The organism is Neisseria sp. HMSC064E01 (assembly GCF_001808875.1).
GTDB classification, from domain to species: Bacteria; Pseudomonadota; Gammaproteobacteria; order Burkholderiales; family Neisseriaceae; genus Neisseria; species Neisseria sicca_A.
This window is the reverse complement of sequence record NZ_KV794931.1, coordinates 59,204-75,528: the sequence shown is the minus strand read 5'-3', so window position 1 is coordinate 75,528 and position 16,325 is coordinate 59,204. Positions and strand designations below refer to the sequence as shown.

The following is a 16,325-nucleotide window of genomic DNA, read 5'->3' as shown; positions in this document are numbered from 1 at the left end:
TTGGGGTGCAGTTCAGTTTTCAGACGACCTTTACGGTTTGATGACTGCTATTTGGCTGTTTGGGCAGCAGCAGTTTCAGCAATCAGGTCAAGGAATACCAGCGGCTCTTTGCCGATGTTCTTCAAAGCATGGGACTGGCCGGGGCGGGCGATGGTGATGTCGCCGGCGCCGACTGGGGTCTGTTTGCCCGTGCTGTCGGTGAACACGCCTTTGCCCGAGACGATGATGTAAACGTCTTCGTTGTCGGTGTGTTTGTGTTCGCCGATGGATGCGCCCGGCGGCAGGGTCAGCCAGCCGATTTCTCTAAACGCGTCTTGGGCGGCGGTTTGGTGGCGGGTGAAGGCAAAACGGCCGAGCAGCGGACCTTTGCCTCCGGCTGCGTTTTCGCGGTTCCACTCTGCCAAGTCGGCTTTTTTGTACACTTGGACGCTGCGGTCGGTAGGTTTGGCCTGTTCTGCGGCGTGAACGCTGACGGTCGTGCCGAGCAGAAAGGCGACGGATAATGCGGCAAATAGCGGTTTCATCATGGTTTTCCGTTTGTTGGGTTGTGTCAGAAGATGATGCGGTTCCGTTTCCAGACGACCTGCGGGGTCGGTTGCTTTGCCCCGCAGGCGTCAAGGCTTATTTCACGTTGCGCAGATAGTTCAGCAACAAGGGAACGGGGCGGCCGGTTGCGCCTTTTTCGCTGCCGGATTTCCATGCCGTACCCGCGATGTCGAGGTGCGCCCACGGGTAATCTTCGGTGAAGTAAGACAGGAAGGTGGCGGCGGTAATTGTGCCTGCACCGGGGGTGCCGATGTTGGGGATGTCGGCGAAATTGGATTTGAGCTGGTCTTTGTAGGTTTCAAAGAGCGGCAGTTGCCATGCTTTGTCGTCCACGTTGCGGGAGGCGGCGAGCAGGCTGTCGACCAAATCCTGATTGTTGCCCATCACGCCGCTGACGTCATGCCCCAAGGCGATGATGCACGCGCCGGTCAGGGTGGCGACGTCGATGACGGCTTTGGGCTTGAACTGCTCGGCGTAAGTGAGCGCGTCGCACAAAATCAGACGGCCTTCGGCATCGGTGTTCAACACTTCAATCGTCAGACCTTTCATGCTTTTCACCACGTCGCCCGGTTTGTTTGCCGCGCCGGAAGGCATGTTTTCGCAGGTGGCGACGACGGCGATAAGGTTGATCGGCAGTTGCAGTTTGACGGCGGCGCAGAAGGTGCTGATGACGGTTGCCGCGCCGCACATGTCAAACTTCATTTCGTCCATGTTCAGACCGGGCTTGAGGGAGATGCCGCCGGTGTCAAAGGTAATGCCTTTGCCGACCAAGACGACGGGTGCGGCTTCTTTGTCCGCCGCGCCGAAGTAGCTCAATTCAATCAGATAGGGGTCTTCCACGCTGCCTTTGGCGACCGACCAGAACGAACCCATGTTTTCTTTGATGTAGTCTTTTTCGATGATTTTGGCGTGTGCGCCCAGTTTTTCAGCTTCGGCTTTGGCGGTGCGCGCTAAAAATTCGGGCGTGCATTCGTTGGGGGCGGCGTTGCCCAAATCGCGGCAGAGGCTTTGTCCGTAAACCTGCGCTTCGGCGACGCGCAGTGCTTCTTTGACGGCGGCTTCGTGTGCGGTGTGGAACACGGCTTGCGAGAATTTGGCAGGCTTGCCTTCTTTTTTGTAGCGGTCGAAACGGTAGGCAGCGTTGCCGAACGCGATGGCGAAGGCTTCGGCTACGGCAGCAGCTTGCGCTTCATCGAAGGCATGGGTGTCCGCATTGACCGTTTCCTGATTTTGCGCCCATTTGGCGGCTTCGGCAGCAGCTTTGTTCAGCTCGGCGCGGTCGGTTTTTTCGAGGCGGACGACGGCAACTGCCTGCAAACCGTTGTCCGTCGGGATTTTGGTGTCGGCAAAAGTTTGACCTTCTTCAAGCGAAGACAAAAGGGCAAGGGCGGTCGGGTGGTTTAATTGTGCGGTTTCGGTGCAGACAAATAACTGCGCGCCTGCCTGTTGCGGCTGCAAGGTTCCGGCTTTTGTGCTAAATTCCACGTTTATTCTCCTGATTGAGATGGTTTCGGGTAGTTTCAGACGACCCTTTGCATCAAGAGGTCGTCTGAAAACGGTTGGAAAGATTGTACTCCATTTGAGAGGTCGTCTGAAACCTTGCGCAGACAATCCGCCTGCGCCGAACCGCTTACCGCTCCTAGCCGCGATTCTATGATTTATCAAAGAAACTTCATCAAAGAACTCTCTTTTACCGCCGTCGGCATTTTCGTCGTCCTCTTGGCGGTGTTGGTATCCACGCAGGCAATCAACCTGCTCGGCCGTGCCGCCGACGGGCGCGTCGCCATCGATGCCGTGTTGGCATTGGTCGGCTTCTGGGTCATCGGCATGACGCCGCTTTTGCTGGTTTTGACCGCATTCATCAGCACGCTGACCGTGTTGACCCGCTACTGGCGCGACAGCGAAATGTCGGTCTGGCTCTCCTGCGGATTGGCATTGAAACAGTGGATACGCCCCGTCATGCAGTTTGCCGTACCGTTTGCCATCCTGATTGCCGTCATGCAGCTTTGGGTCATGCCGTGGGCAGAGCTGCGCAGCCGCGAATACGCCGAAATCCTCAAGCAAAAACAAGAATTGTCCATGGTGGAAGCAGGCGAGTTCAATAGTTTGGGCAAGCGCAACGGCAGGGTTTACTTCGTCGAAACCTTCGACACCGAATCCGGCATCATGAAAAACCTGTTCCTGCGCGAACAGGACAAAAACGGCAACGACAACATTATCTTCGCCAAAGAAGGCAATTTCTCGCTGAACGACAACAAACGCACGCTTGACCTGCGCAACGGCTACCGATACAGCGGCACGCCCGGCAAAGCCGACTACAACCGCGTTTCCTTCCAAAACCTCAGCCTGATTATCAGCACCACGCCCAAACTCATCGACCCCGTTTCCCACCGCCGCACCATCCCGACATCCCAGCTTATCGGCAGCAGCAACCCGCAACATCAGGCGGAATTGATGTGGCGCATCTCGCTGACCGTCAGCGTCCTTCTGCTCTGCCTGCTTGCCGTGCCGCTTTCCTATTTCAACCCGCGCAGCGGCCACACCTACAACATCCTCGTCGCCATCGGGCTTTTCCTGATTTACCAAAACGGACTGACCTTCCTGCGCAATGCCGTGGAAGACGGCAAAATCCATTTCTGGCTCGGACTGCTGCCCATGCACATCATCATGTTCGCCATCGCCGTCGTACTCCTGCGCGTCCGCAGCATGCCCAGCCAGCCCTTCTGGCGGGCGGTTGGCAAAAGTCTGACATTGAAAGGCGGAAAATGAACCTGATTTCACGTTACATCATCCGCCAAATGGCGGTTATGGCGGTTTACGCCCTCCTTGCCTTCCTTGCCCTGTACAGCTTTTTCGAGATCATCAACGAAGTCGGCGACTTGGGCAAAGGCAGCTATAACGGCGCAACCATGGCGCAATACGTCCTCATGCAGATGCCCGCGCGCGCCTACGAACTCATGCCCCTCGCCGTCCTCATCGGCGGACTCGTCTCCCTCAGCCAACTTGCCGCCGGCAGCGAACTGACCGTCATCAAAGCAAGCGGCCTGAGCACCAAAAAACTATTGCTGATCCTGTCGCAGTTCGGGCTGATTTTCGCCATCGCCACCGCCGCGCTCGGCGAATGGATTGCCCCCACCCTCAGCCAAAAAGCCGAAAACATCAAATCCGCCGCCATCAACGGCAAAATCAGCACCGGCAATACCGGGCTTTGGCTCAAAGAAAAAAACAGCATCATCAACGTGCGCGAAATGCTTCCCGACCATACCCTGCTGGGCATTAAAATTTGGGAGCGCAACGACAAAAACGAACTGACGCAGGCGACGGAAGCCGAGTCCGCCGTTTTAAACAACGACGGCAGTTGGCAGTTGAAAAACATCCGCCGCAGCACGCTTAGCGAAGACAAAGTCGAAGTCTCGACTGCCGCCGAAGAAAACTGGCCGATCGCCGTCAAGCGCAACCTGATGGACGTATTGCTCGTCAAACCCGATCAAATGTCGGTCGGCGAACTGACTACCTACATCAGCCACCTCGAAAACAACAACCAAAACACCCAAATCTACGCCATCGCCTGGTGGCGCAAATTGGTTTACCCCGTCGCCGCATGGGTGATGGCACTCGTCGCCTTCGCCTTCCCCCCGCAACCCACCCGCCACGGCAATATGGGCTTGAAACTCTTCGGCGGCATCTGCCTCGGCTTGCTGTTCCACTTCGCCGGACGACTCTTCGGCTTTACCAGCCAACTCTACGGCGTCCCCCCCTTCCTCGCCGGCGCACTGCCCACCATAGCCTTCGCCCTGCTCGCCGTGTGGCTGATACGCAGGCAGGAGCGGCGTTAAGCCCAAGAATACGAGGAAAGTTTGCAAATTCAGGCTTCCAATTCGACACCAGAATCAATCAGACCAATCCGCCTAAAAAGCATTATTTTTAGGCGGATTTTTTCCAAACTGTCGGCATTGAGATTGCAGAATATTGTCGACTCAAACCGTATCGTTTCATGCGCCCTCTTCCACCCAAAAGAGAAAAACGGCGGTTTAAAATAAAAAAAACAGAACAGCGAAAACTGTTCTGTTTTTTATTTTCAGACGACCTCATGGGTTTAGCCTCTAAAGGGGTCGTCTGAAACTGCTTTACCTACCCGTTAAACATTTACGGTCTCGGCTACTTCGTTGTAGCTGTCGATTTCGTTGAAGTTCATGTAGCGGTAGATTTGGTCGCCCTGTTCGTTGATGATGCCGATATTAGCTTGGTATTCTTCAACGGTCGGGATTTTACCCAGTTTGGAACAAATCGCCGCTAACTCTGCCGAGCCGAGGTAAACGAAGGTGTTTTTACCCAAGCGGTTCGGGAAGTTGCGGGTAGAGGTGGACATGACGGTCGCGCCTTCGTGTACTTGGGCTTGGTTACCCATACACAGCGAACAGCCCGGCATTTCCATACGCGCGCCAGCGCGGCCGAGTACACCGTAGTGGCCTTCGTCGGACAACTCTTTCGCGTCCATTTTGGTCGGCGGCGCTACCCACAAGCGTACGGGGATGTCCGCTTTACCTTCCAAGAGTTTGGAGGCAGCGCGGAAGTGGCCGATGTTGGTCATGCACGAACCGATGAACACTTCGTCGATTTTGGTGCCGGAACGTTCGGACATGAAGCATACATCATCCGGATCGTTCGGGCAGGCGATAATCGGCTCTTTGATGTCGTCCATGTTGATTTCAATCACGGCGGCGTATTCGGCATCTTTATCTGCTTCGAGCAGCTCTGGGTTAGCCAGCCATTTTTCCATGGCTTTGATGCGGCGTTCCAAAGTGCGCGGATCTTGATAACCATCGGCAATCATGTTTTTCATCAACACGACGTTGGATTTCATGTACTCGATAATCGGCTCTTTGTTGAGCTTCACGGTACAGCCGGCGGCGGAGCGCTCGGCGGATGCGTCGGTCAATTCAAAGGCTTGTTCCACTTTCAAATCAGGCAGGCCTTCGATTTCGAGGATGCGGCCGGAGAAGATGTTTTTCTTGCCTGCTTTGGCAACGGTCAGCAAACCTTGTTTAATCGCGTAAAGCGGAATGGCGTTCACCAAATCGCGCAAGGTTACGCCCGGTTGCAGCTTGCCGCTGAAGCTTACCAATACAGACTCAGGCATATCGAGCGGCATCACGCCGGTGGCTGCTGCGAAAGCAACCAAGCCGGAGCCTGCGGGGAAGGAAATACCGATAGGGAAACGGGTGTGGCTGTCGCCGCCGGTACCGACGGTATCGGGCAACAGCAGACGGTTGAGCCATGAGTGGATCACGCCGTCGCCCGGACGCAGAGATACGCCACCACGGGTAGAAATAAAGGCGGGCAGTTCTTTATGGGTTCTCACATCGACAGGTTTGGGATAAGCCGCGGTGTGACAGAAAGACTGCATCACCATATCGGCGGAGAAGCCCAAACAAGCCAAGTCTTTCAACTCGTCGCGGGTCATCGGCCCGGTGGTGTCTTGCGAGCCGACCGTAGTCATGCGTGGTTCGCAGTAAGTACCCGGGCGCACACCTTGCCCTTCGGGCAGACCGCAGGCGCGACCGACCATTTTTTGTGCCAACGTGAAACCGACTTTGCTTTCGGCAGGTGCTTGAGGCAGGCGGAATTCAGTGGAAGCAGGCAGTTTCAAGGCTTCGCGCGCTTTGGCGGTCAGACCGCGACCGATAATCAGGTTGATACGGCCGCCGGCTTGCACTTCGTCCAGCAATACTTGTGATTTCAGGCTGAACTCGGCAACGGTTTCGCCGTTTTTCACGATTTTGCCTTCGTAAGGCAGAATATCGACGACATCGCCCATTTTCAGCGCGGAAACATCGACTTCAATCGGCAGTGCCCCGGAGTCTTCTTGAGTATTGAAGAAAATCGGCGCAATTTTGCCACCCAAGCATACGCCGCCGAAGCGTTTGTTCGGTACGAACGGGATGTCTTCGCCGGTATGCCAAATGACGGAGTTGGTCGCGGATTTACGAGAAGAACCAGTACCGACCACGTCGCCGACGTAGGCAACGGGATGACCTTTGGCTTTAAGTTCTTCCAACAATTTAATCGGACCGACTTCGCCCGGTTTGTCGGGATTGATGCCGTCGCGCGGGTTTTTCAGCATTGCCAGCGCGTGCAGCGGAATATCGGGACGGCTCCACGCGTCAGGCGCGGGAGGGAGGTCGTCTGTATTGGTTTCGCCGTCAACTTTGAAGACGGTAACGGTAATTTTTTCGGGAACTTTGGCGCGTGATGTGAACCATTCGGCGTCCGCCCAAGATTGCAAAACTTCCTGCGCGTATTTGTTACCTTTTTCGGCTTTTTCCTGAACGTCGTGGAAAGAATCGAACATCAGAAGCGTATGTTTCAAGCCTTTAGCAGCGATGGGCGCGAGTTTGTCGTCGTCCAAGAGTTCGATTAAGGCGTGAATGTTGTAACCGCCGAGCATCGTACCTAAGAGTTCGGTCGCATATTCGGGGGAAACCAACGGGCTGGATACGCTGCCTTCGGCAACGGCAGCCAGGAATGAGGCTTTGACTTTGGCGGCATCGTCCACACCGGGCGGAACACGGTGGGCAAGCAGCTCAACCAAGAACTCGCCTTCGCCTGCAGGCGGGTTTTTCAGCAGCTCGACCAAATCGGCGGTTTGCTGCGCGTTCAAAGGGAGGGGGGGGATACCGAGGGCGGCGCGCTCGGCGGCGGCTTTGCGATAGGCTTCTAACATCTCTTTGTTCCTTTTTTCTGTTTTTTCTTCTGACCGTTGCAAATGATTTGCAATCAAAGAATTGTAAACAATTCTTTTGGGTATCATAGACCAGTTTGGCAAAAATTGGAATATTTATGTTATCGGATGTAATAGATGTTTGCTATTGAAACGAATTATCTTGAAAAAACAAAAAGGTCGTCTGAAAACAAGGTTTCAGACGACCTTTTATACTTTATCAGCAATACCGATTTATCCGCTTATTGCTCATTTGCCTGATATTCGCTCCCGTCTTCGCGCAAGAGCTTGGGCTGCTCGCCTTTCTCGATGACGTTTTTACCGATGACAACTTTAGTTACACCCTTCAAATCAGGCAGTTGATACATAGTATCCAAGAGGCAGCGTTCAACGATGGAGCGCAGGCCGCGCGCGCCGGTTTTGCGTTCCATTGCCTGACGGGCGATGCTGCGCAGGGCTTCTTCTTCAAATTCCAATTCAACGTTTTCCATGCCGAACAGGGTTTGATATTGTTTCACCAGGGCATTTTTCGGCTCGGTCAAAATATTGACCAATGCGTCTTCGTCCAATTCCGCCAGCGTGGCGATAACGGGCAGACGGCCGATTAACTCGGGAATCAGACCGAATTTAATCAAGTCTTCAGGCTCAACGATTTCAAACAATCCGGTAATGTCGGCATTTTCGTCCTTGCTGTGAACAGACGCGCCGAAACCAATACCGCCTTTTTCAGTACGCTGACGGATCACTTTTTCCAAGCCCGCAAACGCGCCGCCGCAGATAAACAGGATATTGGTGGTATCGACGTTGATAAATTCCTGATTAGGATGCTTGCGACCACCTTGTGGCGGAACGCTGGCAACCGTACCTTCAATCAGTTTCAGCAAGGCTTGTTGCACGCCTTCGCCGGATACGTCGCGGGTAATCGACGGGTTGTCGCTTTTACGCGAGATTTTGTCGATTTCGTCAATGTAAACGATACCGCGTTGGGCTTTTTCGACATCAAAATCGCATTTACCCAAAAGCTTGGTAATGATTTGCTCGACGTCTTCACCGACGTAACCCGCTTCGGTCAGCGTGGTTGCGTCCGCCATCACGAACGGCACGTCCAGTTTGCGCGCCAAAGACTGCGCCAATAGGGTTTTACCCGAACCGGTCGGACCGATAAGCAGGATGTTGGATTTCGACAACTCGACGTTGCCGTTGGCTTTGGGGTGGCGCAGGCGTTTGTAATGGTTGTACACCGAAACCGCCAAGGCTTTCTTGGCTTGTTCCTGACCGATAACGTGGTCGTTGAGGTTGGCGACGATTTCGGCAGGCGTGGGCAGTTTGTTGTTTGGATGGGACGCATCCGTTGCAGATTTTTCTTCAGAGAGGTCGTCTGAACTTTGCAGCATCACGCCGCAAGTTTCTACACATTCGTTACAGATAAAAGCGTTTTCGCCTTCAATCAGGTTCTTGACTTCATGCTCGGATTTTCCGCAAAACGAGCAGGAGCGTTTTTCTTCAGTCATAATTTATCTTCTGTTTTCAAGCAATATCGGCAAACCGTTATCCGAATGTTGCGGGAACGGTTTTCGGCAAAGTCGGTAAGTATAATCAGTATCTTAAGGTTTATCAAATACCGTATGGCAAGCACTTTGGCGTAAGGTTTTCAGACGACCCTCCGACGCATGGCAACACGTCACAATTTCCCATCCTTAAGATTGTTTCCAATTTGGGAAAAAGATGCAAACAAACGCAAAAAAGTCATATTAAACTTTACATTTTGTTGTATTTTAAGCAAAATATACCCTTTAATAATTCAATTGTCTTAAATTCTACTGGTTGAAATATGTCGGTTATGAAATTTTATAAAACACTGAGTGCAGCCTGTTTGGGTATGGCTTTGACTGTTGCCGCCGCTCCTGCCGCTGCAGACGATATGGACGTTTTGGGTCAATTTTTGGAACAAAATTTTCCAACCCAAAATGACCCGATGGAAGCTTTCGCATTAAGCCACGCCCAAAAAATCGAGGCTCAGGCGATGATGGCGGGACCGCTTTTGACATCGCAGTCCGCCCTGATTTTTAACAACAAAACAGGCGAAATCCTGTATCAGAAAAACGCAGACCGCGTGATGCCGATTGCGTCTATTTCCAAACTGATGAGCGCGATGGTCGTTTTGGACGCGCGTTTGGATATGAACGAGCGTATCACCATTACTGCCGATGAAATCGACCGCTTGAAGGGTACAGGCAGCCGCCTTGCAGTCGGCACAACACTGACGCGCGGCGAATTGTTGCACCTGAGCCTGATGAGCAGCGAAAACCGCGCAACCCACGCGCTGGGCCGCACCTATCCGGGCGGTATGTCGGCGTTTGTTGCTGCCATGAATGCCAAAGCGCAAAGCCTGGGCATGCACAACAGCCGTTTCTACGAACCTACCGGTCTGAATTTCCAAAACGTATCAACCGCCAATGATTTGAACCGTATGGTCGCCGCGGCAAGCAAATATCCGCTTATCCGCAAAAACTCAACCTCTAACTCCGGCTCGGTTTGGACGGCAAACGGCCGCCAAAACTATAAAAACTCCAATGCCCTCGTGCGCGAAGGCAGCTGGAACATCGAGCTTCAGAAAACCGGTTATATCCGCGAAGCAGGACGCTCGATGGTGGTTAAGGCAAACGTCCAAAACCAGCCGATTACCATCGTATTGCTGAACTCGCCGACTTCGACAACACGCGTAAACGACGCGCGTAAGATCGAGTCTTGGATGTCGCAGCGCCGCTCTTAAAAACACTTATTATGCCGTCTGAAAATCAGGCGGCATTTTTTATATAGTTAGCAGCAAAACTTCATGTCATCCGGTTGAAGAATCTTGATTTTAACAATATTAGGAGATGCAAATGCCGAACAAAAAACAATTGATACAGTTGGTAGCCATTTTAGCCTTGACTGGCTGTACTTCCGTTGCCGATATGGTGGGATACGATACAGCATCACTCAACGAGGCGGCAGCAAAAAACTACTCGCAAGTAGTACAACAAGCGCAATCGCAACGCGTTTTGGACAACACTTCCCAGACTTCACGCCGTATCAAAACCGTATTTGAACGTCTGAAACCCCATGCCAATCAAGCCAACCAAACCGGCGTACCTTTCAACTGGCAGATGAATGTTTTCCGTGGCGATGAATTGAACGCCTGGGCAATGCCCGGAGGCAAGATGGCGATGTACACCGGCATGGTCGATCGTTTGAAATTGACGGACGACGAAATCGCTGCCGTTATCGGCCACGAGATGACCCACGCCCTGCTTGAACATGGCAAAAAAGCCATTGGCGGCCAAGTATTGACCGGATTGGGCGGTTCTATTTTGGCGGGCGCGTCCGGAGTTGATGCCAATATCGTCGGCTTGGGTACGGATTTACTGGCTTCCAAGCCCTTTTCGCGCCATCAGGAGAGCGAAGCGGACGCAGGCGGCGTACGTTTGATGGCTCAGGCAGGTTACAATCCCGAAGCAGCCATCAGCGTTTGGGAAAAGATGAGCAAACTCGAAGGCAGCTCGTCCATTGCGATTTTGTCCACCCACCCGACCAATCAGACACGCATCAATGCCATCCGCAGAATGCTGCCTGAACTCATGCCGATTTATCAAAAGAATAAACGATAAATTTTTTGGATAAACCTTCCGTAAACTGACATCGATTTTTTCAAATCAGCCTATAACCTCTTGATTTAAAACCCTGCAAAATCAATTTAAATCAAAAAATTGCATAGGTCTCAATCAAGATTTTTCAGACGACCCTTCCTCCATCATTGGAAAAGGTCGTCTGAAAAATTGTCAACATTTTAGCCCAAATTAGCAAGCAACCCAGACCCATTCGGCGTATAATACAGCCTTTCCCAACCGCATTTGTGAGCTGAATCATGTCTGTTGTTTTGCCCTTGCGCGGCGTTACTGCCCTTTCCGATTTCCGTGTTGAAAAACTCTTGCAAAAAGCAGCCGCACTCGGTCTGCCTGAAGTGAAACTGAAAAGCGAATTTTGGTATTTTGTCGGCAGCGAGAAAGCATTGGATGCCACGACTGTCGAAAAACTGCAAGCCTTGTTGGCGGCGCAAAGCGTTGAGCAAACGCCCGAAGCGCGCGAGGGCTTGCATTTATTTTTGGTAACGCCCCGTTTAGGTACGATTTCGCCGTGGGCTTCCAAGGCGACCAATATCGCGGAAAACTGCGGTTTGGAAGGCATAGAGCGCATTGAGCGCGGCATGGCGGTGTGGCTGGAAGGTCGTCTGAACGACGATGAGAAACAGCAATGGGCGGCGTTGCTGCACGACCGCATGACCGAATCCGTGCTGCCCGATTTTCAGACGGCCTCCAAATTATTCCACCATCTCGAATCCGAAACTTTCTCCACCGTCGATGTTTTGGGCGGTGGTAAAAGGGCTTTGGTCAAAGCCAATACCGAAATGGGCTTGGCACTCTCCGCTGACGAAATCGATTATCTAGTTGAGAACTATCAGGCTTTGCAGCGCAATCCGTCCGATGTGGAACTGATGATGTTCGCGCAGGCGAACAGCGAACACTGCCGCCACAAAATCTTCAACGCCGATTTCATCCTCAACGGCGAAAAACAGCCGAAATCCCTCTTCGGCATGATACGCGATACGCACAACGCGCATCCCGAAGGCACGGTCGTTGCCTATAAAGACAACTCGTCCGTGATCGAAGGCGCGAAAATCGAGCGTTTCTATCCGAATGCGGCGGAAAACCAAGGCTACCGTTTCCACGAGGAAGACACGCATATCATCATGAAAGTGGAAACGCACAACCACCCGACCGCCATCGCGCCGTTTGCCGGTGCGGCGACGGGTGCGGGCGGCGAAATCCGCGACGAAGGTGCAACGGGCAAAGGTTCGCGTCCGAAAGCGGGCTTGACCGGCTTTACCGTGTCCAACCTCAACATCCCCGACCTCAAACAGCCGTGGGAACAAGACTACGGCAAGCCGGAACACATTTCCTCGCCGCTGGACATCATGATTGAAGGCCCTATCGGCGGTGCAGCGTTCAACAACGAATTCGGCCGCCCGAACCTCTTGGGCTACTTCCGCACCTTTGAAGAGAAGTTTGACGGTCAGGTTCGCGGCTACCACAAACCGATTATGATTGCCGGTGGTTTGGGCAGCATTCAGGCGCAGCAGACGCATAAAGACGAAATCCCCGAAGGCGCGTTGCTGATTCAACTGGGCGGTCCGGGTATGCTTATCGGCTTGGGCGGCGGCGCGGCTTCTTCCATGAATACCGGTACAAACGACGCCTCTTTGGACTTCAACTCCGTACAACGCGGCAACCCCGAAATCGAACGCCGCGCGCAGGAAGTGATCGACCGCTGCTGGCAGCTCGGCGACAAAAACCCGATTATCTCCATCCACGACGTCGGCGCGGGCGGCCTGTCCAACGCCTTCCCCGAACTCGTTAACGATGCCGGACGCGGCGCGGTATTCAAACTGCGCGAAGTGCCGCTGGAAGAACACGGCCTCAACCCGCTGCAAATCTGGTGCAACGAATCGCAAGAGCGTTATGTGTTATCGATTTTGGAAAAAGATTTGGACACCTTCCGCGCCATCTGCGAACGCGAACGCTGCCCGTTTGCCGTAGTCGGTGCGGCGACCGACGACGGCCATTTGGAAGTGCGCGACGATTTGTTCTCCAACAACCCCGTCGATTTGCCGCTGAACGTCTTGCTCGGCAAACCGCCCAAAACCACACGCAGCGACCAAACCGTGAGGTCGTCTGAAAAACCGTTTAACGCCGGCGATATCGACATTACCGAAGCTGCCTACCGAGTTTTGCGTCTGCCTACCGTAGCCGCCAAAAACTTCCTGATTACCATCGGCGACCGCAGCGTCGGCGGCATGACCCACCGCGACCAAATGGTCGGCAAATACCAAACCCCCGTAGCAGACTGCGCCGTGACCATGATGGGCTTCAACACCTATCGCGGCGAAGCGATGTCTATGGGCGAAAAACCGACCGTAGCCCTGTTTGACGCGCCCGCCTCGGGCAGAATGTGCGTCGGCGAAGCCATCACCAACATCGCAGCGGTCAACATCGGCGACATCGGCAACATCAAACTCTCCGCCAACTGGATGGCGGCGTGCGGCAACGAGGGCGAAGACGAAAAACTTTACCGTACCGTCGAAGCGGTTTCCAAAGCCTGTCAGGCATTGGATTTGAGCATTCCCGTGGGCAAAGACAGCCTGTCGATGAAAACCGTTTGGCAGGACGGCGCGGACAAGAAATCCGTCGTCTCGCCGTTGAGCCTGATTATCTCCGCGTTCGCGCCGGTTCAAGACGTGCGCAAGACTGTTACGCCCGAATTGAAAAACGTCGAAGACAGCGTATTGCTGTTTGTCGATTTGGGCTTCGGCAAAGCGCGTATGGGCGGCTCGGCGTTTGGTCAGGTGTACAACAATATGAGCGGCGACGCGCCCGATTTGGACGATACAGGCCGTCTGAAAGACTTTTACGGCGTGATTCAACAGCTTGTCGCCGAAGACAAACTTTTGGCGTATCACGACCGCAGCGACGGCGGTTTGTTTGCGACGCTGGCGGAAATGGCGTTTGCGGGGCGGTGCGGCTTGAATGTGGATTTGACTTCACTGGTTGCCAACCAAGCCGACGTCAACGAAGCCAGCATACGCGCATTGTTCAATGAAGAACTGGGCGCAGTGATTCAAATTGCCAAACAAGATGTTGCGGCAGTAGAAGCCTTATTTAAAGCGGCAGTGCTGCCCTTGCATACCGTTGCCACCATCGGTTCTGACGAAAAAATCGTTATCCGCAATCAGGCAGGCATTGTGTTGGAACAAACCCGCGCCGACCTGCAACGCGCATGGCAGGAAACCAGCCACGCCATCCAACGCCTGCGCGACAACCCCGCCTGCGCCGACAGCGAGTTCGCCCTGATTGGCGACAACGAACGCAGTGCATTGTTTGCCGACGTGAAGTTTGATGTAAAAGAAGACATCGCCGCGCCGTTTATCAACAGCGGTGCGAAACCCAAAATCGCCATCCTGCGCGAACAGGGCGTGAACGGGCAAATCGAAATGGCCGCCGCCTTCACCCGCGCCGGATTCGATGCCTACGACGTGCATATGTCCGACCTGATGGCAGGCCGCGTCCACCTTGCCGACTTCAAAATGCTGGCGGCGTGCGGCGGCTTCAGCTACGGCGACGTACTCGGCGCGGGCGAAGGCTGGGCGAAATCCATCCTGTTCCACCCCGCCTTACGCGACCAGTTCGCCGCCTTCTTCGCCGACCCGGACACGCTGACATTAGGCGTGTGCAACGGCTGCCAAATGGTCAGCAATCTCGCCGAAATCATCCCCGGCACGGCAGGCTGGCCGAAGTTTAAACGCAACCTGAGCGAACAGTTCGAAGCGCGCCTGAGCATGGTTCACGTCCCAAAATCAGCCTCCCTGATTCTGAACGAAATGCAAGGCTCCAGCCTGCCTGTCGTGGTCAGCCACGGCGAAGGCCGCGCCGACTTCGCACTTCACGGCGGCAAAATTTCAGACGGCCTCGGCATCGCGCTGCAATACGTCGACGGACAAAACCAAGTTACCCAAACCTACCCGCTCAACCCCAACGGTTCGCCGCGAGGCATCGCCGGCGTTACCAACGCCGACGGCCGCGTCACCATCATGATGCCCCACCCCGAACGCGTGTACCGCGCCGCACAAATGAGCTGGAAACCGGAAGACTGGACAGAACTGTCCGGCTGGTACCGCCTCTTCGCCGGAGCAAGGAAGGCTTTGGGTTAACCGGCAGGCTGATTTGATTCGGCTTTAAAAAAAGGTCGTCTGAAAACGATTTAGCGGATTCTGCTATACCTATTTTCAGACGACCTTTATATGTTCTTTTGAGTATAAAGACCAAACCGAACGCCGTCATTCCCGCGCAGGCGGGAATCCAGACCTCTGCCTTTCAGAAATATTTAAAGATTACTGTAAATCCAAACTTCTGGATTCCCACCTGCGCGGGAATGACGCCCTAGATTTTTTGTCCCGAACCTATATATACAAACAAACTTAATTGAATTTATAGAAAAGATTTGGAGAATCTTATGTCTGACATAGAAATTTTTGAAAACATGCCGAATGATGATGAATTTATTGAATGGATTGATGAAAACCCAAATGGATTTATATTAAATATACTTCGACCTAAAATCCCTTCTAATATTTCTAAAGAACATCCCAAAATACATTTTGCTAATTGTAGCGGACTAAAGAAGAGTCTGGGGAGCAGCAGCACAACCAAAAAATATTTCAAAGTTTGCTCAAACTCAATCGAAGAACTTGAACAATGGAGCTTGAACACATACAACAAAGAACTAACTCCATGCGGAACCTGTAAGAAAAGAGGATTATTAGTGGCATGGTACGCAGAAATAAAAAATCTTCAGGCAGCTTCTGCCCTATCCTTAAAATCTGATATAGACGAACTCGAAGAATGTTTAGCCTCCGAGACCAATCCAGAAAAGCGAACCGAAATTGAAACTTTGATCAAAGCCCGTCTAACGCAAGGAAAATTCCGGAAAGACGTACTCAAACTATATCCGAGCTGCCCGCTAACAGGTCTAAATATTCAATCTTTACTCATTGCCAGCCATATTAAACCTTGGAGTAAGTGCAACGATACAGAGCGGTTAGATCCCTTCAATGGTCTGATGCTTGCACCCAATATTGACGCATTATTCGATAAAGGACTAATTACGTTTGATACCGACGGAACGATAAAAATCAGTCCGAAAATCGATCTGAAAAATCAAAAGCGGCTTGGAATTCCTTCCCGTAAGAAATTAACAATGGAACCTGAAAGCGAAAAATATTTCGAGTATCACCGCAACCACGTTTTCCAAAAAGAAGAATAGATAGTGTTGAACAGTCCGTTGATTTAAGGTCGTCTGAAAACGATTTAGCGAACCCCGCTCTATCTGTTTTCAGACGACCTTTTTGCGTCCTTTTGCATATAAAGACCAAACCGACCGCCGTCATTCCCGCGCAGGCGGGAAT

The 16,325-nt window shown here is 52.9% G+C and carries 10 protein-coding genes; 6 read left to right on the top strand and 4 right to left on the bottom strand.

All coding sequences use genetic code 11. From position 1 onward, the window contains the following. Window positions 1–47: 47 nt before the first annotated feature. Window positions 48–524, bottom strand: coding sequence for a cupin domain-containing protein (locus tag HMPREF2572_RS05935; protein ID WP_070496791.1), 477 nt, complete (start codon window positions 522–524; stop codon window positions 48–50). Window positions 525–621: 97 nt separating this feature from the next. Further along, window positions 622–2,031 (bottom strand): leucyl aminopeptidase, encoded by a 1,410-nt coding sequence (locus tag HMPREF2572_RS05930; protein ID WP_070496788.1) that lies wholly within the window; start codon window positions 2,029–2,031, stop codon window positions 622–624. Window positions 2,032–2,199: 168 nt separating this feature from the next. On the opposite strand from HMPREF2572_RS05930, the gene lptF reads away from it, so the two are divergent. Together lptF and lptG are read left to right on the top strand one after the other, a co-directional pair. Beyond that, window positions 2,200–3,315, top strand: coding sequence for an LPS export ABC transporter permease LptF (gene lptF, locus HMPREF2572_RS05925; protein WP_070496785.1), 1,116 nt, complete (start codon window positions 2,200–2,202; stop codon window positions 3,313–3,315). Beyond that, entirely contained in the window at window positions 3,312–4,382 is a 1,071-nt protein-coding gene (lptG, locus tag HMPREF2572_RS05920; protein ID WP_070496782.1) for an LPS export ABC transporter permease LptG, read from the top strand. Before lptF ends, lptG begins: the two co-directional genes overlap by 4 nt. A gap of 302 nt (window positions 4,383–4,684) precedes the next feature. Here lptG and acnB read toward each other — a convergent pair whose 3' ends face one another. Beyond that, window positions 4,685–7,270, bottom strand: coding sequence for a bifunctional aconitate hydratase 2/2-methylisocitrate dehydratase (gene acnB, locus HMPREF2572_RS05915; protein WP_070496779.1), 2,586 nt, complete (start codon window positions 7,268–7,270; stop codon window positions 4,685–4,687). 239 nt (window positions 7,271–7,509) lie between these two features. Further along, window positions 7,510–8,778, bottom strand: coding sequence for an ATP-dependent Clp protease ATP-binding subunit ClpX (gene clpX, locus HMPREF2572_RS05910; RefSeq protein WP_070496776.1), 1,269 nt, complete (start codon window positions 8,776–8,778; stop codon window positions 7,510–7,512). A gap of 320 nt (window positions 8,779–9,098) precedes the next feature. On the opposite strand from clpX, the gene HMPREF2572_RS05905 reads away from it, so the two are divergent. From HMPREF2572_RS05905 to HMPREF2572_RS05890, 4 genes are all read left to right on the top strand, one after another. Continuing rightward, a complete protein-coding gene (locus tag HMPREF2572_RS05905) occupies window positions 9,099–10,040 on the top strand; it encodes a serine hydrolase (protein WP_070496772.1) in 942 nt (313 codons plus the stop codon). A gap of 106 nt (window positions 10,041–10,146) precedes the next feature. Then, window positions 10,147–10,917 carry a M48 family metallopeptidase gene (locus tag HMPREF2572_RS05900; RefSeq protein ID WP_070496768.1) on the top strand — a complete coding sequence of 257 codons (771 nt, stop codon included), beginning with the start codon at window positions 10,147–10,149 and terminating at the stop codon, window positions 10,915–10,917. A gap of 257 nt (window positions 10,918–11,174) precedes the next feature. Beyond that, the gene (gene purL, locus HMPREF2572_RS05895) at window positions 11,175–15,071 is read left to right on the top strand and encodes a phosphoribosylformylglycinamidine synthase (RefSeq protein ID WP_070496765.1); all 3,897 of its coding nucleotides are present in this window, start codon (window positions 11,175–11,177) and stop codon (window positions 15,069–15,071) included. A gap of 302 nt (window positions 15,072–15,373) precedes the next feature. After that, window positions 15,374–16,183: an HNH endonuclease gene (locus tag HMPREF2572_RS05890; RefSeq protein WP_070496761.1), complete on the top strand. Its 810-nt coding sequence runs from the start codon at window positions 15,374–15,376 to the stop codon at window positions 16,181–16,183. Window positions 16,184–16,325: the final 142 nt, after the last annotated feature.